This window comes from Streptomyces phaeolivaceus (assembly GCF_009184865.1).
In the GTDB taxonomy this organism is placed as follows: Bacteria; Actinomycetota; Actinomycetes; order Streptomycetales; family Streptomycetaceae; genus Streptomyces; species Streptomyces phaeolivaceus.
In genome coordinates, this window is the sequence record NZ_CP045096.1 from 9,163,339 (window position 1) to 9,184,244 (window position 20,906).

Consider the following 20,906-nt stretch of genomic DNA (forward strand, 5'->3'; position numbering starts at 1 on the left):
CAGCGGATCCGCCTTCGGCGAGGGCAGAGCCCTCACCGCGCGGGCGGCAAGATCGAGAGAGGACCGACCGTGCCCTATTTCGGTGAGCCTTCGAGCTCCTTCTTCTACCGGCGCTGGGCTGCTGCCGAGCCCAGCTCCGCCGTGCTCCTCCTGCACGGCTGGGGTGAGCAGTCCGGCTACTTCCACCGCTTCGCCGCGGAGCTGACCCGGGACGGTTCGGACGTCTGGGCGCCCGACCACGTCGGACACGGGCTGTCCGGTCGGCACGACGGTGTGTTCGACTCCGTCGACCAGCTCGTGGACAACGCCGAGGCACTGCTCGGACGCATCACTGCGGAACAGCCGCGCCTGCCGGTCATCGTGGTCGGGCACTCGCTGGGCGGGCTTACCGCGCTCGGACTCGCGGCCCGGAATCCGGGCGTGCTGCGCGGCCTCGTCGTCTCCGGCGCGCCCGTCGCCGGCCCGCCCGACCACGTCGACGACGACGCGGTCTGGTCCGACGACGAGAGCTACGTCGACAACGTCACGCACGATCCGCTCGCCGTGGACAGCGAGGAGGGCGAGGCCGCTCTCTGGCGGGCGGTCAGCGCCTTCCTCCCCGGGCTCGAAGCGACGACGGCCGCGATCGATCCGGCCACTCTCGTGATCTACGGCGAGCATGACGTCCTCACGGACATGAAGAGGGCGGCCCAGTGGACGTCGACCCTGCCGAACGGCCGACTGGTCGTCTTCCCCGGCGGCTACCACGACATCCTCAACGACTCGAACCACCGGGCCGTCGCGGCCGAGATCACCGCGTTCGTACGCGAACTCCGGAACTGACAAGGAGAGGGTGAATGGGAAACGTGACAGCGATCGGCGAGATCACCAACTTCGTGCACGGGGAAGCCGTCGAGGCGACCGGCACCGACGTCGTTGTGGTGCGCAACCCGGCGGACGGGTCGGAACTGGGGCGCTTCCGCGATTCGGCGGCCCAGGACGTCGACCTCGCCGTGCGGGACGCCAGGGCCGCGCTGCCGGAGTGGGCGGCGAAGACCCCCGGCGAGCGCTCGGCGCTGCTGCGGGCCGTCGCCGACGCGATGGAGGAGCGGCTCGACGAGTTCGCCCGCCTCGAAGTGCTCGACGCGGGCAAACCCTGGTCGGAGAGCCGGGGGCACGAGGTCCCCGGGATGGTCGACGCGCTGCGGCACTTCGGCTCCCTGGCCCGGGTGGCCGTCAGCCAGCCGGCCGGTGACTACGTTGCCGGGAACACCGCGTTCCTGCGCCGGGAGCCCGTCGGGGTAGTCGCCGCGATCACGCCCTGGAACTTCCCGCTGTGGCAGGCGATCTGGAAGATCGGGCCCGCGCTGGCGGTGGGCAACACGATCGTGGTCAAGCCCGCCGAGAACACCCCCCTGTCGACGCTGGCCTTCGTCCGGATGGCGGCCGGCATCCTGCCGCCGGGCGTGCTGAACCTCGTCAACGGTACGGGTGGCACCACCGGCCGGGCGCTGGTGGCGCACCCCGATGTGAAGCTGGTGTCGTTCACCGGATCGACCCGGGCCGGACGGCAGATCGCCGAGGCCGCCGGGGCGGGTACCAAGCGCCTCGTCCTCGAACTGGGCGGGAACGCCCCGGTGGTCGTGTTCGAGGACACCGACATCGAGGTGACGGCGGAATGGCTCGCGGCGACCGCGCTCTACAACGCGGGCCAGGAATGCATGGCGGCGACCCGTCTGATCGTCCACGAGAGCGTGCACGACAAGCTGGTCGAAGCGGTCGCCGGCAAGATGGTGAGCGAGACGGTCATCGGCGATCCGATGGATCCCTCGACCACCCTCGGCCCCCTCATCTCGCAGGTCCAGCGTGACCGTGTGCGGCGTCTGGTCGACGGGGTGCCGGCACGCGCCGAGGTGGTGACGGGCGGTTCGCCCGTGGAGCGCGACGGTTACTTCTACCCTCCCACGCTGATCACGGGGGTCGAGCAGACGGACGAGATCGTCCAGTCCGAGATCTTCGGGCCCGTGGCGACGGTGCAGTCCTTCACGGACGAGGCGCAGGCGATCGCCCTCGCCAACGACGTGGAACAGGGACTGGCCGGCTCGGTGTGGACCCGGGACGTCGGCAGGGCGCTGCGCGTCGTCAACTCCCTCGAGGTCGGCAATGTCTGGGTCAACGCCCATATGGCGTCCGGTGTCGAACTGCCGATCGGCGGCTTCCACGGCTCCGGCTACGGCAAGGAGGGCGGACTCGCGGGCCTCGACGAGTACGCGAGGACCAAGCAGGTCACCATCAGCCTGACCTGAGCCGAAGGCCCAGGTCCGTACCATGCAACGGAGTGTGAGCGGTGATCCCCGGAGTCGACGCAGAACCAGCCGACGTGGTGGTCGTGGGTGCCGGCCCGTCGGGTGCCGTGGTGAGTACGACCCTCTCCGCACAGGGACATCGTGTGGTGTGCCTGGAGCAGGGCGACTGGATGAACCCCACGGACTATCCCGGCAACTTCCCCGAGTGGGAGCTGCTGATCCAGGCCCAGTGGTCGCACGACCCGAACGAGCGCTCCCTGGCCTCCGACTATCCGGTCGACGTGTCCGAGTCGGACCTGGCGCCGGTGATGTTCAACGCGGTGGGCGGCTCGTCGATCTACTACGGCGCCCACTGGCACAGGCTGCTCCCCTGCGACTTCCGGGTCCGCACCCTGGACGGCGTGGCCGACGACTGGCCGATCACCTATGAGGACCTGGCGCCGTACTACGCGCGGGTCGACGCCCTGGTCGGGGTGTCCGGTGTCCCCGGTGACCCCGCCTACCCCGACCATGACGACTACCCGCTTCCGCCTCTCCCCCTGGGGAAGGTCGGCAGACGGGCCGCGGAGGGGGCCAACAAACTCGGCTGGCACTGGTGGCCGGGCTCGAACGCCATCCCGAGCAACAAGTTCAGGCTGCTCAGCCAGTGCGCGCGCTGGGGCGTGTGCGAGTGGGGCTGTCCGCAGAGCGCGAAGGGATCGGCCGATGTGGCGTGGTGGCCCCACGCGTTGCGTTCCGGGGCCACTCTCATCACCGGCGCGCGCGCCCGCCGGGTCGAGTCGGGGCGCGACGGGCGCGCCACGGGCGTCACCTGGATCGACCGCGCCGGACGGGAGCACTTCCAGGCCGCGAAGACGGTCGTCCTGTGCGGCAACGGCATCGGCACACCCCGCCTGCTGCTCATGTCCGCCTCGTCCACCCACCCGGACGGCCTGGCCAACTCCTCCGGTCTGGTGGGCCGGAACCTCCAACTGCACCCCAACTGCGCGGTCATCGGAACGTACGCCGACGATCTGGAGAGCCATCTCGGGCCGTCGGGCCAGGCCGTGCACTCGCTGGAGTTCTACGACACACGGCCCGAGCACGACTTCGTACGGGGCGCCAAGTTCCACGCCGTGCCCGTGCCGGGGCCGCTCAGCGCGATCGAGATGCGCCGCGAGCGCCCCTTCGACGAGCTCTGGGGCCCGGCCGTCCACGAGGTCGCCGAGACCCACTCGCGTACCTTCGCGTGGGCGGCCAACACCGAGGACCTGCCCGAGGAGCACAACCGGGTGACCCTCTCGCCCGACCTGGTCGACGGTGACGGACTGCCCGCACCGAAGGTGACCTACCGCATCAGCGACAACAGCCAGAGACTGCTCGACTTCAGTCTCGCGAGGATGCGGGAACTGCACGAGGCGTCCGGCGCGGTCGAGATGCTCTCCTTCGGGCTCATCCCCGACCAGCCCGGACACCTTCTCGGCACCGCCCGGATGGGAGCCGACCCGCGCACCTCGGTGGTGAACTCCTTCGGCCAGGCGCATGACGTCGACAACCTGTTCATCGCCGACGGAAGCATCTTCGTCACCAGTGGCTCGGTCAACCCGACCGGCACCATCCACGCTCTCGCCCTGCGTGTCGCGCAGGGCATCGCCGAGTACGCCGAGGACGGGCAGGTGTCGTCATGACAGGACAGAAGGGGAGCGTGGAGCGGCTGTCGACTCCGCGCAGACCAAAGGCTCCCAGGCCGCTGACCGACGACGAGACGCGTACCGTGCGGACGGTGGCGGACGTACTGGTTCCCGGTACGGGCTCCCGTCCGGCGGCGACCGACGACCCGGACTTCGCGGCGCATCTGAGCCGGGCGCTGGACGCCAGGGTGGACGCCTTCGAGTCCATCACCCGGATGCTCGCGGCACTCTCCGGCCGTGCCGCCCCCGACGTGCACCACGCGCTGCGACGACTGTCGGAGTCGGAGCCCGAGGCGTTCCAGGCGCTGTCCACCGTGGTGGCGGGCGCGTGGCTGATCGGTCCGGCCACGCGCGAGAGGATCGGCTACCCGGGGCAGCGTGCCGCGCCGGCTCCCGTGGACAGGGGCGCGGACGAGGTCTCCGACGGCATCCTGGACCCCGTCCTGGCACGGGGCCCCGTCTTCCGGCCCACCCCGAGCCAGAGCCGCGACCGGCACTGCAGCCCCTCGTGAGGTCCCCCTTCCGGGCGCGGACCGTGCCCGGAGATGTTCGCCGCAGGCCCAGCGGGCGCATCCTCCCCTCCCGCGAAAGCACAGAGGACAGCCCGTGAACGACCCGACGGCATCACGCGCCCCCGATCTCCAGGACGTGCTGCGCTCCCGCAGACGTCAGGAAGGCCGGGCCCGCAGGACTCCCGTGCTCACCGATCCGCGTCTGGACACCGCTCTGGGGCGCCGGGTGGCGGTCAAGGCGGAGTTCCTCCAGCGCGCCGGCTCCTTCAAGTTCCGGGGGATCGACAACGCCGTCGAGTGCCTCGATCCGGCAGCGGCGGCCCGCGGCGTGGTGATCGTCAGCTCCGGGAACGCCGGGCAGGCCGCAGCGCTCTCGGCGGCGCTCAGAGGAGTGCGGTGCACGGTCGTCATGGGCGACGACGCCGTTCCCACCAAGGTGCGGGCGGTGCGGTCGCTCGGCGCCACGGTCGTCTCCGCCGGAACGACGACGGAGGACGTCTTCCGTACCTGTGACGAACTGGTCGCCGAACACGGCTGGACGCTGCTTCATCCCTTCGACCATCCGGAGGTGATCGCAGGCCACGGGTCTCTGTCGTTGGAGGTGCTGGAGGACTGCCCCGAGGTGGGGACGGTCGTCGTTCCCGCAGGCGGCGGCGGCCTGCTCGCCTCGGTGGGCCTGGTGATGAAGTCGCTCGCCCCGAAGGTCCGGGTCATCGGCGTCCAGCCCGTCGGCAGCGACGCGGTGCGGCGGTCGTTCGCCGCCGGTACACCCGTCGCCCTCGACCGCCCCGCGCACTCCATAGCCGACGGCCTGGTCCTCGAACAGGCCGGCGACCTCACCTGCTCGCTGATCGGCGACTACGTCGACGACGTCGTGGTCGTCGACGACGAGGCCATCTGCCGGGCGATGGAACTCGCCTGGACAGCGCTGCGGGTGGCCGTCGAGCCGTCCGCCGCGGCCTCGCTCGCGGCACTCATGTCCACCCGGTGGAACGGCGGGCTCGAGGTCGCCGTCGCCACGGGTGGCAATTTCGACCCGGCGCTGCTGGCACATGTCACCTCGGGCGGTACCGCCGAGGCATGGATGAGCCGGCCCGCGGCCCCGGGAGCCCCTCTCGACCCCGACCACTGAAAGGCAGAACCCGATGCCACGCCGCCCCCTTGTCTCCGACCGTCTGCCCGCCCCGCTCGCCCCGTACTCCACCGCCGTCCTCGGCAGTGCCGAGATGTGGCTCAGCGGACAGCTGGGACTCGTCCCGGGAACCGCCGAACTGGCGGGCCCGACAGCCACCGACCAGCTCACACAAATCTTCGCCAACCTCGACGACATCCTCGCCGAGGCGGGCAAGGACCACGGAGACGTGCTGCGCGTCACCCTCTACCTCGCCGACATGGGCGACTTCGACGCGGTCAACGGCGTGTACGCCGAGTACTTCGCGGCTCCGTACCCCGCACGCACCGCCATCGCCGTCGCGGCACTGCCGATGGACGCGCGTATCGAGGCCGACGTCGTCGTCGGCTGACCCTCCCGAAAAAAGTGATTGTCAACAACATCCCTCGATGGTAGATTGTTGACAATAGACGAGGAGAGAACATGGACCTTCAAGGCTTGTTGTCCGCGCTGGTGACCCCGTTCACCGCCGACGGGGCCGAGATCGACGAGCAGGGCCTGCGGGCGCTCGTCGACCGGCAGATCGACGAGGGTGTGCACGGTGTGATCCCGTGCGGGTCGACCGGCGAGTTCACCACGCTGACCAACGACGAGCGCCGGCTCGTGACGGAGATCGTCATCGATCAGACCGCCGGGCGGGTACCCGTCGTTCCCCACATCGGCGCCCTGACCGCCGGCGAGGCGATAGCCCTGGGCAAGCACGCGGAGCAGAAGGGCGCGGACGCGGTGCTGACGGTCGCCCCCTTCTACGAGCCGCTGACCCCGGACGACGCGATGAACTACCACCGCTCGGTGGCCGGCGCGCTGTCGGTCCCCTCGATGATCTACAACATCCCCATCGCGACCGGTGTCAACATCGACCCCGAGCTGATCGGGCAGCTGGCGCGCGAGGTCGAGCAGATCAAGTACATCAAGGACACCAGCCTGGACATGCACCAGGCGGGGATCCTGATCCAGGAGTACGGGGACGTCGTGAAGACGTTCGTGGGGCTCGACACGTTCTACCTCGTCTCCCTGGTGGCCGGCGGAGCCGGCGCGATCAACGGAGCCGCCAACGTGGTCGCGCCCGAGCTGGTCGCGATCTGGAACGCCGTCCAGGCGGGCGACATCGACCGTGCCCGCCAGGTGTGGGACGTGGTCTACCCGGTGCTGCGCTTCCTGACCGAGGTGCCCTACGTCGCCGGCGTCAAGGCGGGGCTCGACCTGATCGGCCGCTCCGCCGGCGATCCGCGCCTGCCCGTCTCGCCGATCCCGGCCGAGGCCCGCGAAGCCCTGGACGCCGCACTGAAGCGCGTCGCCGCTGCCTGAGCGGGCGCCCTTCCCATCATCGAGTAACCGAGCCCATTGAGCGGGTGCTAACTGTGACCGACACCACCGTCCTGCGAAGCCTCGACGAGAAGTACGAGAAGGCACAGGGGCAGATCTACCTGTCGGGCCTTCAGGCGCTGGTCCGTGTGCCGATGGACCAGCGCCGGAGGGACGCGCGGCTGGGACGCCGGACCGCCGCGTTCATCTCCGGTTACGAAGGCTCCCCGCTCGCCGGGTACGACCTGGAACTGATGCGCTGGAAGAGCACCCTCGACGAACTCGGCATCGTCTTCCAGCCGGGAGTCAACGAGGAACTCGCCGCCACCGCGGTGCAGGGCAGCCAGATCGCGAGCACCATGCCCACGCGCACGGTCGACGGCGTGGCGGGCTACTGGTACGGCAAGGCGCCGGGCCTGGACCGCGCGGCGGACGCGCTGCGGCACAACAACATCTCCGGGACGAGCCCGCGGGGCGGCGCCGTCGCCATCGTCGGCGACGACGTGATCGCGAAGTCCTCGACCGTGCCCAGCGCGTCTGAATCGGCGATAGCGGAACTCGGGATCCCCGTCCTCGTCCCGGTGGATCCACAGGACGTCCTGGACCTCGGTATCCACGCCATCGAGTTGTCGCGCTTCACCGGCCTGTGGGTCGGCCTGAAGATCGCGACCAACGTGGCCGACGGCTCCGCCTCGGCCGTCGTGGATCCCGACCGCCTCGACGTCGTCCTGCCCGACAACACCTTCGGTGGCCGGCCCTACGTGCACCGGCCCGACGCGAACCTCGGACCGCCGACGCTGGCGGCCCACGAGCGGAGCATGACCGGCGACCGTCTCGAACTGGCCCGGCGCTACGCCCGTGCCAACGGACTCAACAGGATCTACGACGCTCCCGACGCGCGGGTGGGCATCGTCGCCGCGGGGAGCACCTACCTCGACCTGCGCCAGGCCCTGGACTCGCTCGGCCTCACTCACGGCGAGGCCGAGGCCAAGGGGATTCGCATCCTGCGCCTGGGGATGGTCTGGCCGCTGGACGACGAGATCATGACGGCCTTCGCCGAAGGGCTGGAGGAGATCGTCGTCGTCGAGGAGAAGCGAGGTTTCGTCGAGGCCGGGATCAAGGGTCTGCTCTACGGCCGCCCGGACGCCCCGGCCGTCGTGGGCAAGCAGGACACCGACGGGGCCGAACTCTTCCGGGCGGACGCCGACCTCGGGGCCGACCTCATCGCGCGTGGCCTGAGGCGCCGGCTGCGGGCCAGGGGAGTGGTTCCCGAGGCACGGCCGAAGGACCCCGGTCCCGCGCCCTCCGCGCGCAGGTCGCTGCCGCTGATCACCCGCACCCCCTATTTCTGCTCCGGATGCCCCCACAACAGGTCGACCGTGGTTCCGGACGGGTCCCTCGTCGGAGGGGGGATCGGCTGCCACGCGATGGTGGGACTGCTCCCGTCGGAGCACACGGGCGAGGTGCTCGGCCTCACCCAGATGGGCGGCGAGGGCACCAACTGGATCGGCATCTCCCCGTTCGTGACCACCGGGCACCTGTTCCAGAACCTGGGCGACGGCACGTTCCATCACTCGGGGAGCCTGGCGATCCGCGCCGCCGTCGCCGCCCGGATCAACATCACCTACAAGCTCCTGTACAACTCGGCCGTCGCGATGACGGGCGGGCAGGCGGCGGTCGGCGGCATGAGCGTCGCCCAGGTGGCGCGGGAACTGCTGGCCGAAGGGGTGCGTCGCGTCGTCGTGACGACGGACGACCCGAAGGCGTACCGCAGAGGGGCGCTGCCGAGGGGAGTGGACCTGCGGCACCGCGACGATCTGGTCACGGTCCAGGAGGAACTCGCCGCGACCCCGGGTGTCACCGTCCTCATCCACGACCAGGAGTGCGCCGCGGAACTGCGGCGCAAGCGCAAGCGGGGGAAGGCCCCCGACCCGGCCTACCGCGCGTTCATCAACAAGCGTGTCTGCGAGGGCTGTGGCGACTGCGGCGTGAAGTCGAACTGTCTTTCGGTCCAGCCGGTGGAGACCGAGTTCGGGCGCAAGACCCAGATCCACCAGCCCTCCTGCAACAAGGACTTCTCGTGCCTCGACGGCGACTGCCCGTCGTTCGTCACGGTCACCCCGGGCAAGGGCCGCAAGCGGCGCAGGGTCGCCCCCGCGATCGACGACGCCGCACTCGCGCGGCCCCGGTTCGTGGTGGACCCCGACCGGTTCAGCGTCCGCGTCACCGGCATCGGCGGCACCGGCGTGGTGACCATGGCCCAGATCGTGGCGAGCGCCGCCGCGCGCTCCGGACTGTGGGTGCGCGCGCTCGACCAGACCGGGATGTCGCAGAAGGGCGGCGCGGTCGTCTCGGACATCAAGGTGACCCGTACGGCTCAGGAGCTGGCCTCCAAGGTCGGCGACGGCGAGTGCGACCTGTACCTGGGCTGTGACGTGCTCGTCGCGTCGTCGCAGGAGCACCTCGTGACCGCGTCCCCGGAGCGGACCGTGGCGGTCGTCTCCACGGCGGAGGTCCCCACGGGCGCCATGGTCTCCGACACCGCGGTGCGCTTTCCCGGTCAGACGGACACCGTGGACCGCATCCGTGAGCGGGTGCGGTCCGACGCCGGCCGGTTCGTCGACGCCCGCGGGGCGACGCTGGCCCTGTTCGGCGACGACCAGTACGCCAACGTCTTCCTGGTCGGGGTCGCCTACCAGCTCGGCGCCCTGCCCCTGCCGGCGGACGACATCGAGGCGGCGATCGCGCTCAACGGCGTCGCGGTGGACGCCAACACGCAGGCGTTCCGCAGGGGCCGCCAGCTGATCGCCGATCCGCGCGCCTACGAGGCCGCCCTCAGCCCGTCGGCGGGCGACGGCGCGGAGGCCGCCGTCGATCCTGCCGCCGGGATCGACGGCCTCGTCGAGCACCGCGCCGCCGAGCTGACGGCCTACCAGAACGCCGCGTACGCCCGGCCCTACACCGACCTGGTCGGCCGGGTCCGCGCGGCGGAGGACGGCGTGGTCCAGGGGTCGACCGTCCTGGCCGAGGCGGTCGCGCGCCATCTCTTCAAGCTCATGGCGTACAAGGACGAGTACGAGGTCGCGCGGCTCAGCGTCCGGCCGGAGTTCCTCGCGGAGCTGGAGGAGGAGTTCGGGCCGGGGGTCGCGTACCGTTTCCGCCTCCATCCGCCGGTGCTCCGCGCGCTGGGCTGGAAGAAGAAGATCAGCCTGGGCCCGTGGTTCCGCCCTGTCTTCCGGTTGCTCTACGCCCTGCGCGGGCTCAGGGGCACCCCGCTGGACGTCTTCGGTTACGGGAAGGTCCGCCGCACGGAGCGGCGGCTCGTCGCCGAGTACCGTGAACTCATCGAGGGTCTGCTCACCCGGCTGACACCGGGGAACCTCGCCGCCGTCGCCGAGATCGCGGCCCTTCCGGACCTCGTGCGGGGCTATGAGCACGTGAAACTGGGCACGGTGGAGCGTTACCGCGACGAACTCGCCGAGCGGCTGGCGGCTCTGGACGGCGCCGGCCCGGTCTCCCCGGCCGGGGCGGCGAGCGCCTCGGGCGCGGACCGGTCCTCGACCGTGACGGACAGAGGCTGACGCATGGACCGACACAGGTTTGACGTTCTGGTGATCGGCGGGGGAGTGGCCGGCGTCTCGCTCGGCTGCGAGATCGCGGAGACGAGGTCGGTGGGCCTCCTGGAGATGGAGTCCACCCTCGCCTACCACACCACCGGCCGGTCGGCGGCGGTCTTCGTGGAGAGTCTCGGCTCCGGGGTCATCCGTGCCCTCACCCGGGCCGCCAAGCCGGTCCTGCTGGACCCTCCCGACACGTTCGCGTCACCTCCGCTCTCCCCGCTGCCGATGCTGACCGTCGCCGCGGCGGGCCGGGGGGACGAGCTGAGGGAGTACCACGCGGAGGTCCTGGAGCACGTCCCCGACGCGGTCCTCCTCGACGGCCCCGGCGCGGTGAGGCAGAACCCGCTTCTCGCGCCGGGGCACACCGAACTCGCCATGTACGAGCCGGGGGCCATGGAGATCGACGTCCACGCCGTCCACCAGGGCTACCTGCGCGGGCTGCGGCGCAGGGGTGGTGTCGTCCACACCTCGTCCGGTGTCGTACGGGCGGTGCGAGAGCACGGCGTCTGGCGGGTGACGGTGCGGGGCGGCGCGGAGTTCGAGGCCCCTGTCGTGGTCGACGCGGCGGGCGCCTGGGCGGACGAGGTGGCGGGTGTCTTCGGCGCGCGGCCGGTGGGCCTGCGCCCCCTGCGCCGGAGCATCTTCACGGTTCGGGCGCCCGAAGGGGTCGTTCCGGCCGGGCTCCCGCTCACGGCCGACTTCGACTCGGCCTTCTACTTCAAACCGGAGGGCGAGCAGTTCCTGTGCTCGCCGGTGGAAGAGGTTCCGCACGTGCCCGCCGACGTACGGCCGGACGAGCTGGAGATCGCGCGTGCGCTGGACGCCCTCAACGAGGCCACCGTGCTGAAGGCCCGCAGCGTCCGCTCCCAGTGGGCCGGGCTGCGGTCGTTCGTGGCGGACCGTGCCCCCGTCGTCGGGTTCGATCCGGAGTGCGAGGGCTTCTTCTGGTTCGCGGGCCAGGGCGGGTACGGCATCCAGATCGCCCCCGCGCTGGCGCGTTGCGGCGCCGCCCTCTTCGGCGAGGGCGGCCTTCCGCCGGAGCTGTCCGCCGCCGGACTCGACGCCGCGGCGCTGTCGCCGGCCCGTCCGTCTCTCGAAGGACAGCTGACATGACCGCCCGGGAGCGGCCGTCCCGGCCCCACGGGTCCGCCCCCGTCAGCCACAGCCGCAGGCCCTGTCCCGGTCGACCGGAGGAGTGATCGAATGCGCTGGAACCAGTTGCTGAACGTGGTGGGCTCCCACGCCGCGGGCATGGGCGGGGACGTCGTGACCGGCGGTCTGCCCCCGGTACCGGGCGACACCGTCATGGAGAAGTCGATCTACTTCCAGAGGAATCTGGACCATCTGCGCCGCATCGTGATGACCGAACCCCGTGGGGCGGTGAGCGGCGTCAACTTCGTCGTCCCCGCCACGCACCCGGAGGCCGCGTTCGGCTACATCATCGCGGAGTCCATCGAGTATGTGGCGATGTCGGGGAGCAACACGATGTGTGTGGCGACGGTGTTGCTGGAGACGGGGATGGTGCCGATGTCGGAGCCGGTGACGGAGTTGACGTTGGAGGCTCCGGCGGGGTTGATCCGGCTGCGGTGCGAGTGCCGGGACGGGAAGGTCACGAAGGTGTCGTTCGTGAACCAGCCGGCGTTCGTGTATCACCACCGGGCGCCGGTGGAGGTGGAGGGGCTGGGGACGGTGGCGGTGGATGTCGCGTGGGGCGGGATGACGTACGCGATCGTGGACGCGCAGGCCCTGGGCTTCCGGCTGACGGAGGACGAGGCGGTCGACCTGGTCACCACCGGGCAGCGCGTCAAGGCGGCGGCGGCCGAGCAGCTCGCCTGTGTGCACCCCCTGGAACCCCGTTACGCCGGTATCACGCAGACCGAGTTCGCCGGGCCGCTGCGCACGGTCGACGGGGTGCTGACCTCGCGCAACGTCGTCGTGATCTCGCCCGGCTTCATCGACCGCAGCCCGTGCGGCACGGGTACGTCGGCGCGGCTGGCGCTGATGCACGCGCGGGGGGAGATCGCGGTGGGGCAGCCGTTCGTGCACGAGTCGATCCTGGGCACGACGTTCACCGCGAACATCGAGGACACCGCGACGGTGGGGGACTACCCGGCGGTCGTCCCGCGCGTCGGCGGACAGGCCTGGATCACCTCCCTCCAGCAGATGGTCGTGGACCCCACGGACCCGTTCCCCACCGGTTTCACCCTCAACGACAGCCCCTTCGACGACGTCGACTCGCTCAGCCTCATCGGCAACCAGTGATGACCGGTACCGGCCTCGAAAGGAACTCCCGATGCAGCTGAACCGGATGCTCCACCTGGTGAGCGCGCACAACGAGGGGATGCGCGGCGATGTCGTGGTCGGCGGACTGCCCGCCGTACCCGGCGAGAGCGTCCGCGACAAGATGCTCTACTTCCAGGAGCACCTCGACCATCTGCGGAAGATCATCGTGTTCGAACCGCGTGGTGCGGGCGGTCCCGTCAACTTCGTCGTCCCGGCCAGTCACCCGGAGGCCGCGTTCGGCTACATCATCGGCCTGCCCACCGAGTATGTGGCGATGTCGGGGAGCAACACGATGTGTGTGGCGACGGTGTTGCTGGAGACGGGGATGGTGCCGATGTCGGAGCCGGTGACGGAGTTGACGTTGGAGGCTCCGGCGGGGTTGATCCGGCTGCGGTGCGAGTGCCGGGACGGGAAGGTCACGAAGGTGTCGTTCGTGAACCAGCCGGCGTTCGTGTATCACCACCGGGCGCCGGTGGAGGTGGAGGGGCTGGGGACGGTGGCGGTGGATGTCGCGTGGGGCGGTATGACGTACGCGATCGTGGACGCGCAGGCCCTGGGATTCGGTCTCGGCGAGGACGAGGCGGGCGACCTGGTGAGCGCGGGCCAGCGCATCAAGACCGCCGCCCATGAGCAGCTCCAGGCCGTGCACCCGCTCGAACCGCGCTTCAACGGCATCACGCAGACCGAGTTCGCCGGGCCGTTGCGCACGGTCGACGGGGTGCTCACCTCGCGCAACGTCGTCGTGGTCTCGCCCGGCGGGATCGACAGGTGTCCGTGCGGCACGGGTACGTCGGCGCGGCTGGCGCTGATGCACGCGCGGGGGGAGATCGCGGTGGGGCAGCCGTTCGTGCACGAGTCGATCCTGGGCACGACGTTCACCGCGAACATCGAGGACACCGCGACGGTGGGGGACTACCCGGCGGTCGTCCCGCGCGTCGGCGGGCAGGCCTGGATCACCGCCGTCAAGCAGATCGGGGTCGACCCGTCCGACCCGTTCCCCAGCGGCTTCACCCTGGCCGACTACTGGGGGGACATCTCGGCGACCGACCGCGTGGGTACGTCAGGGGCCCACGAGGCGGACTGAGCCCCGACCGGGGGTGTCAATGTGCCGTGTCCTGGGCCCCTCACGCCTATTGCTCATTGTCGACAATCGACATACGATAATCCTTATCCCGGATGTCGCTCATGTCGCTCTCTGCGAAGGATCTAGCAATGGATGCACTCGATCTGGTGAAGACCGCGCCGCGACAGGCGTTCATCGGCGGCAGGTTCGTCGACGCCGCCTCGGGGGCGAGCCTCCCGTCGTACAACCCCGCGACGGGTGAGCTGATCGCGGAGGTGGCCGACTGTGGCGAGGTCGACGTCGACGCCGCGGTCGCCAGTGCCCGCGCGGCCTTCGAGGACGGCAGGTGGTCCCGGCTGTCGCCGGCGGAGCGCAAGTCGGCGATGCTCAGGTTCGCGGACCTGATCGAGTCCCACGCCCAGGACCTCGTGGACATCGAGTCGATCGACGCGGGCAAGCCGGTCGTCGACGGCGCGGAGTCGGACGTACCACACGTCGTCGAGGTCATCCGCTACTACGCGGAGATGATCGACAAGGTGTTCGGCAAGGTGGCTCCCACGGGCGCCGAGAGCCTCGCCCTCGTGGTGAAGCAGCCCGTCGGCGTCGTCGGCGCCGTACTGCCCTGGAACTTCCCCATCGCCCTCGTCGGCCAGAAGGTCGGTCCCGCCCTCGCGGCCGGCAACTCCGTGGTCATCAAGCCCCCGGAGCAGGCGCCGCTCAGCACGCTCTACTTCGCCCGGCTCGCCGCCGAGGCGGGCATCCCCGACGGCGTCATCAACGTGGTGCCGGGCCGGGGAGAGGTGGCCGGCCGCGCGCTGGGCCTGCACCCCGACGTCGACGCCATCACCTTCACGGGCTCCACTCCGGTCGGGCAGGCGTTCCTGCGCTACGCGTCCGAGAGCAACATGAAGAAGATCGTCCTGGAGTGCGGGGGCAAGAGCCCCCAGATCGTGCTCGGCGACGCGGGCCGGGACCTCGCGGCCGTCGCCGAACAGCTCGCCGTCGCGGGCTTCTGGAACGCCGGACAGAACTGCACCTGCGGCTCACGCATCCTCGTGCACGAGTCCCTCCACGACGAGCTCGTGGCGACGCTCGCCGCGGTCGCCGCGGAATGGCAGGTCGGTGACCCGAGGGACCAGTCGACCGCCATCGGCGCGATCATCGAGGAGGCGGCCCTCCACCGCATCCTGGGCCACATCGAGGACGCGGTGGCCGACGGCGCCACGGTCGTCCACGGCGGCAAGCGGCTCTTCGAGGAGAGCGGCGGATGGTTCGTCGAGCCCACGATCCTCGACAACGTCCGGCCCGGTACCCGCTTCTGGCGCGAGGAGGTCTTCGGCCCCGTCGTCGGCATCACCACCTTCCGCACCGACGACGAGGCGATCGCCCTGGCGAACGACACGGAGTACGGACTGCTCGCCACGCTCTTCACCCACGACATCGACCGTGCCATACGGGTCTCCCGCGCCGTGCGCGCCGGGGTGATCGCGATCAACGGCTACAGCGAGGGCGACCTCACCACCCCCTTCGGCGGGCTCAAGATGTCGGGCTTCGGCGGCCAGGACGGCGGGGTCGAAGCACTGGAGCAGTACACCGAGACCAAGACGATCTGGCTGACCCTCGGCTCCGGTGAACCGCAGCCGGGCGCCGCCGCGGCCACGTCGAACGAGGAGCCCTCCGATGCCTGAAGCCGTGATCGTCGCCTCCGCCCGCTCGCCCATCGGCCGCGCCTACAAGGGCTCGCTGCGCGAGGCACGGCCGGACGACCTCGCCGTCCAGATGGTCCAGGCCGCGCTGTCGCAGGTTCCGCAGCTCGACCCGAACACGGTCGACGACCTCCTGCTGGGCTGCGCCTCCCCCGCCGGGGAGTCGGGGCACAACCTGGCCAGGGCGGTCGCGGTGCTCGCCGGCCTCGACAAGGTGCCCGGCGCCACGGTCAACCGGTTCTGTTCGTCGAGTCTGCAGACCACGCGGATGGCCCTGCACGCCATACGGTCGGGCGAGGGTGACGTCTTCATCTCCGCCGGGGCGGAGACCGTCAGCCGGTACTTCAGGGGCGCGGCGGACCCGGAGGACGTCTACAACCCGGCCTTCGCCGACGCGCTGGCCCGCAGCCAGAAGGCGGCGACCGGAGGGCAGAAGTGGACCGACCCCCGCGTGGAGGGGCAGCTGCCCGACCTGTACGTGTCCATGGGGCTGACCGCCGAGAACGTCGCGCAGCTGACGGGCGTCACCCGCGCCGAGCAGGACGCGTTCGCCGTCCGCAGCCAGAACCGCGCCGAAGCCGCCGTCGAGTCCGGTTTCTGGGCCCGGGACATCACCCCGGTGACCCTCCCCGACGGCACGGTGGTCAGTCAGGACGACAGTCCCCGGCGGGGCGTGAGCGTCGAGTCCGTGTCCGCCCTGCAGCCCGTCTTCCGTCCGGACGGCACGGTGACCGCGGGCAACTGCTGTCCCCTCAACGACGGCGCCGCCGCGCTGGTCGTCATGTCCGACACCAGGGCGCGCGAGCTGGGCATCACTCCGCTCGCCCGGATCGTCAGCACCGGTGTCACCGGGCTGTCGCCGGAGATCATGGGCCTCGGACCGGTCGACGCCTCGCGCCAGGCGCTCGCGCGCGCCGGCCTGACGATCGACGACATCGACCTCGTGGAGATCAACGAGGCGTTCGCGGCCCAGGTGATTCCCTCCGCCCGTGAACTCGGCGTGGACGAGGACAGGCTCAACGTCAACGGCGGGGCGATCGCGGTCGGGCACCCCTTCGGCATGACGGGCGCCCGCATCACCAACACCCTGATCAACACGCTGCGGTCCCGGGACAAGCAGTTCGGCCTGGAGACCATGTGCGTCGGAGGCGGCCAGGGCATGGCCATGGTGCTGGAGCGGCTGTCGTGAGAGTCATCGGAGCACACCTGACCGTCGCCCGGTCCACGGGCCGGACACCAAAGCACAAGGAGCATGCCTCGTGACCCCCTCACGCACCGCCGTCGTCACCGGCGCCGCCCGGGGCATCGGTGCCGCCGTGGCGAAGCGGCTCGCCGACGACGGGTTCGCGGTCGCCGTCGTGGACCTCTCCGCCGAGGCCTGCGAGACAGTCGTCCGAGAGATCGAGAAGGCGGGCGGACGCGCCCTCGCCGTCGCCGCGGACGTCGGCGACGAGAACGCCGTGGAGTCCGCGGTCGAGCGCGTCGCCGCCGAACTCGGCGAGCCCACCGTGCTGGTCAACAACGCCGGCATCATCCGCGACAACCTGCTGTTCAGGATGACCGTCGACGACTGGGACGCCGTCATGGGCGTGCACCTTCGCGGGTCGTTCCTGCTGACCCGGGCGGTGCAGCGGTTCATGGTCGACGCCCGGTGGGGCCGGATCGTCAACCTCTCCAGCACCGGGGCACTGGGCAGCAGGGGCCAGGCGAACTACTCCGCAGCCAAGGCCGGTCTCCAGGGATTCACCAAGACCCTGGCGCTGGAACTCGGCAAGTTCGGCGTCACGGCCAACGCGGTCGCGCCCGGCTTCATCGAGACCGACATGACCGCGGCGACCGCCGAGCGGATCGGGCTGTCCTTCGAGGAGTTCAAGGCGTCGGTCGTCGCGGAGACCCCCGTCGGCCGCACCGGCCGCCCCGAGGACATCGCGCACGCCGTCTCCTTCCTGGTCAGCCCCGGAGCGGGGTTCGTCTCGGGGCAGGTCCTCTACGTCGCGGGAGGTCCGCAGTCATGAGGATCTTCCACGGCATCGAGGACATCGAGCGGGCGGTCGGCAGCCATGTGGGGTGGTCGGCCTGGCACACCGTCACCCAGGACCGGATCGACCGGTTCGCCGACGCCACCGGCGACCACCAGTGGATCCACGTCGACTCCGTGAAGGCCGCCGCGGGACCGTTCGGGACGACCATCGCCCACGGCTATCTGACACTGTCGCTGGTCCCGATGCTGGTCGCCGAGGTCTACGACGTCCAGGGCATCAGCGCCGGCGTCAACTACGGCGCGAACCGGCTGCGTTTCCCCGCACCGGTGCCGGTCGGCTCCCGGCTGCGGGCCGGGGTCGAGCTGGTGTCGATCAAGCCCGTGAGGGCCGGCTACGAGCTGGTCGACCGGGTGACGGTCGAGTGCGAGGGCGGCGCGAAGCCCGCGTGCGTCGTCGAGACGGTATCCGTACTTGTTCCGGCCGAGGAGGGTCGATGACGACAGAGATCGAGGACCTGCGGCACCGGGTGGCCGCCTTCCTCTCGGACCACGACCCGGCCGCCTCGGACCCCCTGGAGTTCCTGCGCGCCCGCTACGACGCGGGTCTCGCCTGGGTCCACTTCCCCGTGGAACACGGCGGCCTCGGGCTTCCCCTGGCACTGCAGGCCGAGGCCGACCGGCTGTTCGCCGAGGCCGGCGGGCCGGACAACCAGGCGTACCTGAACGAGATCGGGCTCGGCATGGCCGCGCCGACGATCCTCGCCTTCGGCACGGACGAACAGAAGGACCGCTTCTTCAGGCCGCTGTGGACGGGCGAGGAGATCTGGTGCCAGCTCTTCAGCGAGCCCGGCGCCGGCTCCGACCTGGCCGCCATCGCCACCCGCGCCGTACGCGACGGCGACGGCTGGGTGGTCAACGGCCAGAAGGTGTGGACCTCCATGGCCCAGATCGCCCGGTGGGCCATCCTCGTCGCGCGCACCAACCCCGACGTCCCCAAGCACCAGGGCCTGACGTACTTCCTGTGCGACATGACCGACCCCGGGGTGGACGTCAGGCCGCTGCGGCAGATCACCGGCGAGGCCGAGTTCAACGAGGTGTTCCTCACCGACGTACGCATCCCCGACAGCCACCGCCTCGGGGCCGAGGGCGCGGGATGGCGGGTCGCCAACGCCACCCTCAACAACGAGCGGGTCGCCCTCGGCGGTGGCGCGGACGCCCGCGAGACCGGGACGGTCGGCGAGGTCGCGCGGACCTGGCGTGCCCACCCCGAGCGCCGGACGCACGAGCTGCACGACCGGCTGCTGCGCCTGTGGGTGGAGGCGGAGGTCGCCCGGGTCACCGGCCGGCGGACCCGGCAGAAGCTGGCCGTCGGCCGGCCGGGCCCGGAGGCCGCCGCGGCCAAGCTCGTGTCGGCCCGCCTCAACCAGCAACTGTCCGGACTCGAACTCGAACTCCTCGCCGAGGACGGCCTGCGCTACCCGGACTGGACACAGACCGAATACGACGACGCCGGCTACCGCTATCTGCGGGCCAAGGGCAACTCGATCGAGGGCGGCACGTCCGAGATCCTGCGCAACGTCGTGTCCGAGCGGGTCCTCGGCCTTCCCGCCGAACCCCGCTTCGACAAGGACCTCCCCTGGAAGGAGCTGCAGAGGTGAGCCCCAACGACCCGCGCGAGGAATCCCCCTCGCTCGACCTGCTCTACTCCGACATCGAGGAAGCCCTGCGCGACGCCGTCCGGGATCTGCTGACGGACCACTGCGAGCCCACGGCGGTGACCGACCTGTACGACGGGGACCGCTCCGTGGTCGCGGGTCTGTGGTCCAGGCTCGCCGGCGAACTGGGGCTGGCCGGTCTCCTCGTCCCCGAGGAGCGAGGGGGCGCCGGCGCGACCGCCCGTGAGGCCGCGGTGGTTCTGGAGGAACTCGGCCGCGCCGTCGCACCGGTACCGTTCCTCACCAGCGCCGTCATCGCGACCCTCGTGCTGCGCGAGGCCCACGGAAACCTGCTGGAGTCCCTGGCCTCGGGCGGGACCACGGCCGCGCTCGCCGTGCCCTGGTCGACCGCGCCGCACGCCCCGATCCCCGCGCTGACCGCCAAGAACGACCACCGCGTCAGCGGCACCGTCCGCAGCGTGGCCGGAGCCCTGGAGGCCGACCACCTGCTCGTCCCGGTGGACACCGGCGCCGGGCTCGGCGTGTACGTGGTACGGACCGCCGACGTCGAGGTGACCCCGGTGGTCTCCCTCGACATGAGCCGGCAGCTCGCCGACCTCCGCCTGGACCAGGTCCTCGCGGAGCCCGTCCTCGACGACGCCGAGGCGGCCGTCCGCGGCGCCCTGGCGGCGGGCGCCGCGCTGCTCGCGTCGGAGCAACTGGGCCTGGCCCAGTGGTGCCTGGACTCCACCGTGGACTACGTCAAGCAACGGCGTCAGTTCGGCCGGGCCGTGGGCGGCTTCCAGGCCGTCAAGCACCGCATCGCCGATCTGTACACGGCTGTCGAGTCGGGCCGGGCCGCCGCGCGGAACGCGGTCGCCACACTCGCCGCCGACGATCCCGACGCCCCCGTCGCCACCGCGGTCGCGCAGGCCTTCTGCTCCGAACTCGCGGTCACCGCCGCCGAGGAGACGATCCAGCTGCACGGCGGCATCGGTATGACCTGGGAGCACCCCGCGCACCTCTACCTCAAGCGGGCCAAGTCGGACCAGATAGCCCTGGGGACCTCCGGATCACACCGTGCCGCGCTGGCGCACCTCGTGGATCTTCCCGGCCCCCTCGACCCGGCCGGAGGATTCCGATGACGCCCCGTCAGCCCTCGTACGACGAGGTCGCCGCCCTCCCCGTCTCGCTCGGGGGGGTCGTCGGCCCCGAGCACCTCGACGCCAACGACCATGTCAACATCCAGCACTATCTGGCGTGGGCGGATCTGGCCTCCGGACTCTGGTGCGAGGGCCTGGGCCTGGGCATGGACGAGTACGCACGGCGCGGACTCAGCCAGTTCGTGGCCGAGTACCACCTCGCCTACCTCGGCGAGCTGCGCCGGGGCAGCCACTACAGCGCCCACGTCCGGATCCTCGACCGGGGCGCGCGGGCCCTGCACACCATGACCTATGTACTCGACAACGGACAGCGCCGGCTGTCCTGCGCCGCCGAGATGATGGCGATCAACGTCGACCTCAAGACGCGCCGCACCACCGACTACCCGCCGGACATCGCCCGGGCGCTGGACGACCGGCTCGCCCGGGACGCGCAGACCGGCTGGCCGGTCGTCCGTAGCGGCGCCATGGCCGTGCGCCGGGGCAGGAGCTGAC

At 71.0% G+C, this 20,906-nt stretch carries 18 protein-coding genes; all 18 read left to right on the plus strand.

The features are described from left to right. Positions 1-69: 69 nt before the first annotated feature. The 18 genes from F9278_RS41770 to F9278_RS41850 all read left to right on the plus strand — a co-directional run bounded on the left by F9278_RS41770 (position 70) and on the right by F9278_RS41850 (position 20,905). Complete coding sequence (locus F9278_RS41770) at positions 70-822, plus strand: alpha/beta hydrolase (protein WP_193241873.1); 753 nt, start codon at positions 70-72, stop codon at positions 820-822. A gap of 14 nt (positions 823-836) precedes the next feature. Beyond that, complete coding sequence (locus F9278_RS41775) at positions 837-2,285, plus strand: aldehyde dehydrogenase family protein (RefSeq protein WP_152172964.1); 1,449 nt, start codon at positions 837-839, stop codon at positions 2,283-2,285. A 41-nt stretch (positions 2,286-2,326) separates the two neighbouring features. Further along, a complete protein-coding gene (locus F9278_RS41780) occupies positions 2,327-3,952 on the plus strand; it encodes a GMC family oxidoreductase (protein WP_152172965.1) in 1,626 nt (541 codons plus the stop codon). After that, complete coding sequence (locus F9278_RS46575; protein ID WP_193241874.1) at positions 3,949-4,467, plus strand: hypothetical protein; 519 nt, start codon at positions 3,949-3,951, stop codon at positions 4,465-4,467. Before F9278_RS41780 ends, F9278_RS46575 begins: the two co-directional genes overlap by 4 nt. Before the next feature lie 94 nt (positions 4,468-4,561). After that, positions 4,562-5,599, plus strand: a complete 1,038-nt coding sequence (locus tag F9278_RS41785) for a pyridoxal-phosphate dependent enzyme (protein WP_193241875.1) — start codon at positions 4,562-4,564, stop codon at positions 5,597-5,599. A gap of 13 nt (positions 5,600-5,612) precedes the next feature. Beyond that, positions 5,613-5,990: a Rid family detoxifying hydrolase gene (locus F9278_RS41790; RefSeq protein WP_152172967.1), complete on the plus strand. Its 378-nt coding sequence runs from the start codon at positions 5,613-5,615 to the stop codon at positions 5,988-5,990. Between the two features lie 71 nt (positions 5,991-6,061). After that, entirely contained in the window at positions 6,062-6,946 is an 885-nt protein-coding gene (locus F9278_RS41795; RefSeq protein ID WP_152172968.1) for a dihydrodipicolinate synthase family protein, read from the plus strand. Positions 6,947-6,999: 53 nt separating this feature from the next. After that, entirely contained in the window at positions 7,000-10,524 is a 3,525-nt protein-coding gene (locus tag F9278_RS41800) for an indolepyruvate ferredoxin oxidoreductase family protein (protein ID WP_226967165.1), read from the plus strand. 3 nt (positions 10,525-10,527) lie between these two features. Further along, positions 10,528-11,676, plus strand: a complete 1,149-nt coding sequence (locus tag F9278_RS41805; RefSeq protein ID WP_152172969.1) for an NAD(P)/FAD-dependent oxidoreductase — start codon at positions 10,528-10,530, stop codon at positions 11,674-11,676. Between the two features lie 90 nt (positions 11,677-11,766). After that, positions 11,767-12,825: a proline racemase family protein gene (locus F9278_RS41810; RefSeq protein ID WP_152172970.1), complete on the plus strand. Its 1,059-nt coding sequence runs from the start codon at positions 11,767-11,769 to the stop codon at positions 12,823-12,825. Between the two features lie 31 nt (positions 12,826-12,856). After that, the gene (locus tag F9278_RS41815; protein WP_152172971.1) at positions 12,857-13,930 is read left to right on the plus strand and encodes a proline racemase family protein; all 1,074 of its coding nucleotides are present in this window, start codon (positions 12,857-12,859) and stop codon (positions 13,928-13,930) included. 128 nt (positions 13,931-14,058) lie between these two features. Beyond that, positions 14,059-15,597: an aldehyde dehydrogenase family protein gene (locus F9278_RS41820; protein WP_226967166.1), complete on the plus strand. Its 1,539-nt coding sequence runs from the start codon at positions 14,059-14,061 to the stop codon at positions 15,595-15,597. Continuing rightward, positions 15,590-16,804, plus strand: coding sequence for an acetyl-CoA C-acetyltransferase (locus F9278_RS41825; protein WP_152172973.1), 1,215 nt, complete (start codon positions 15,590-15,592; stop codon positions 16,802-16,804). Before F9278_RS41820 ends, F9278_RS41825 begins: the two co-directional genes overlap by 8 nt. A 70-nt stretch (positions 16,805-16,874) precedes the next feature. After that, complete coding sequence (gene fabG, locus F9278_RS41830) at positions 16,875-17,630, plus strand: 3-oxoacyl-ACP reductase FabG (RefSeq protein WP_152172974.1); 756 nt, start codon at positions 16,875-16,877, stop codon at positions 17,628-17,630. Further along, on the plus strand, positions 17,627-18,094 hold the full coding sequence (locus F9278_RS41835) for a MaoC family dehydratase (protein WP_152172975.1): 468 nt from the start codon (positions 17,627-17,629) through the stop codon (positions 18,092-18,094). The genes fabG and F9278_RS41835 overlap by 4 nt, the downstream gene beginning before the upstream one ends. Beyond that, positions 18,091-19,254, plus strand: a complete 1,164-nt coding sequence (locus tag F9278_RS41840; protein WP_152172976.1) for an acyl-CoA dehydrogenase family protein — start codon at positions 18,091-18,093, stop codon at positions 19,252-19,254. The genes F9278_RS41835 and F9278_RS41840 overlap by 4 nt, the downstream gene beginning before the upstream one ends. Further along, positions 19,251-20,396 (plus strand): acyl-CoA dehydrogenase family protein, encoded by a 1,146-nt coding sequence (locus F9278_RS41845; protein ID WP_152172977.1) that lies wholly within the window; start codon positions 19,251-19,253, stop codon positions 20,394-20,396. Before F9278_RS41840 ends, F9278_RS41845 begins: the two co-directional genes overlap by 4 nt. Next, entirely contained in the window at positions 20,393-20,905 is a 513-nt protein-coding gene (locus tag F9278_RS41850) for a thioesterase family protein (protein ID WP_152172978.1), read from the plus strand. The genes F9278_RS41845 and F9278_RS41850 overlap by 4 nt, the downstream gene beginning before the upstream one ends. The last annotated feature ends 1 nt before the right edge of the window (position 20,906 follow it).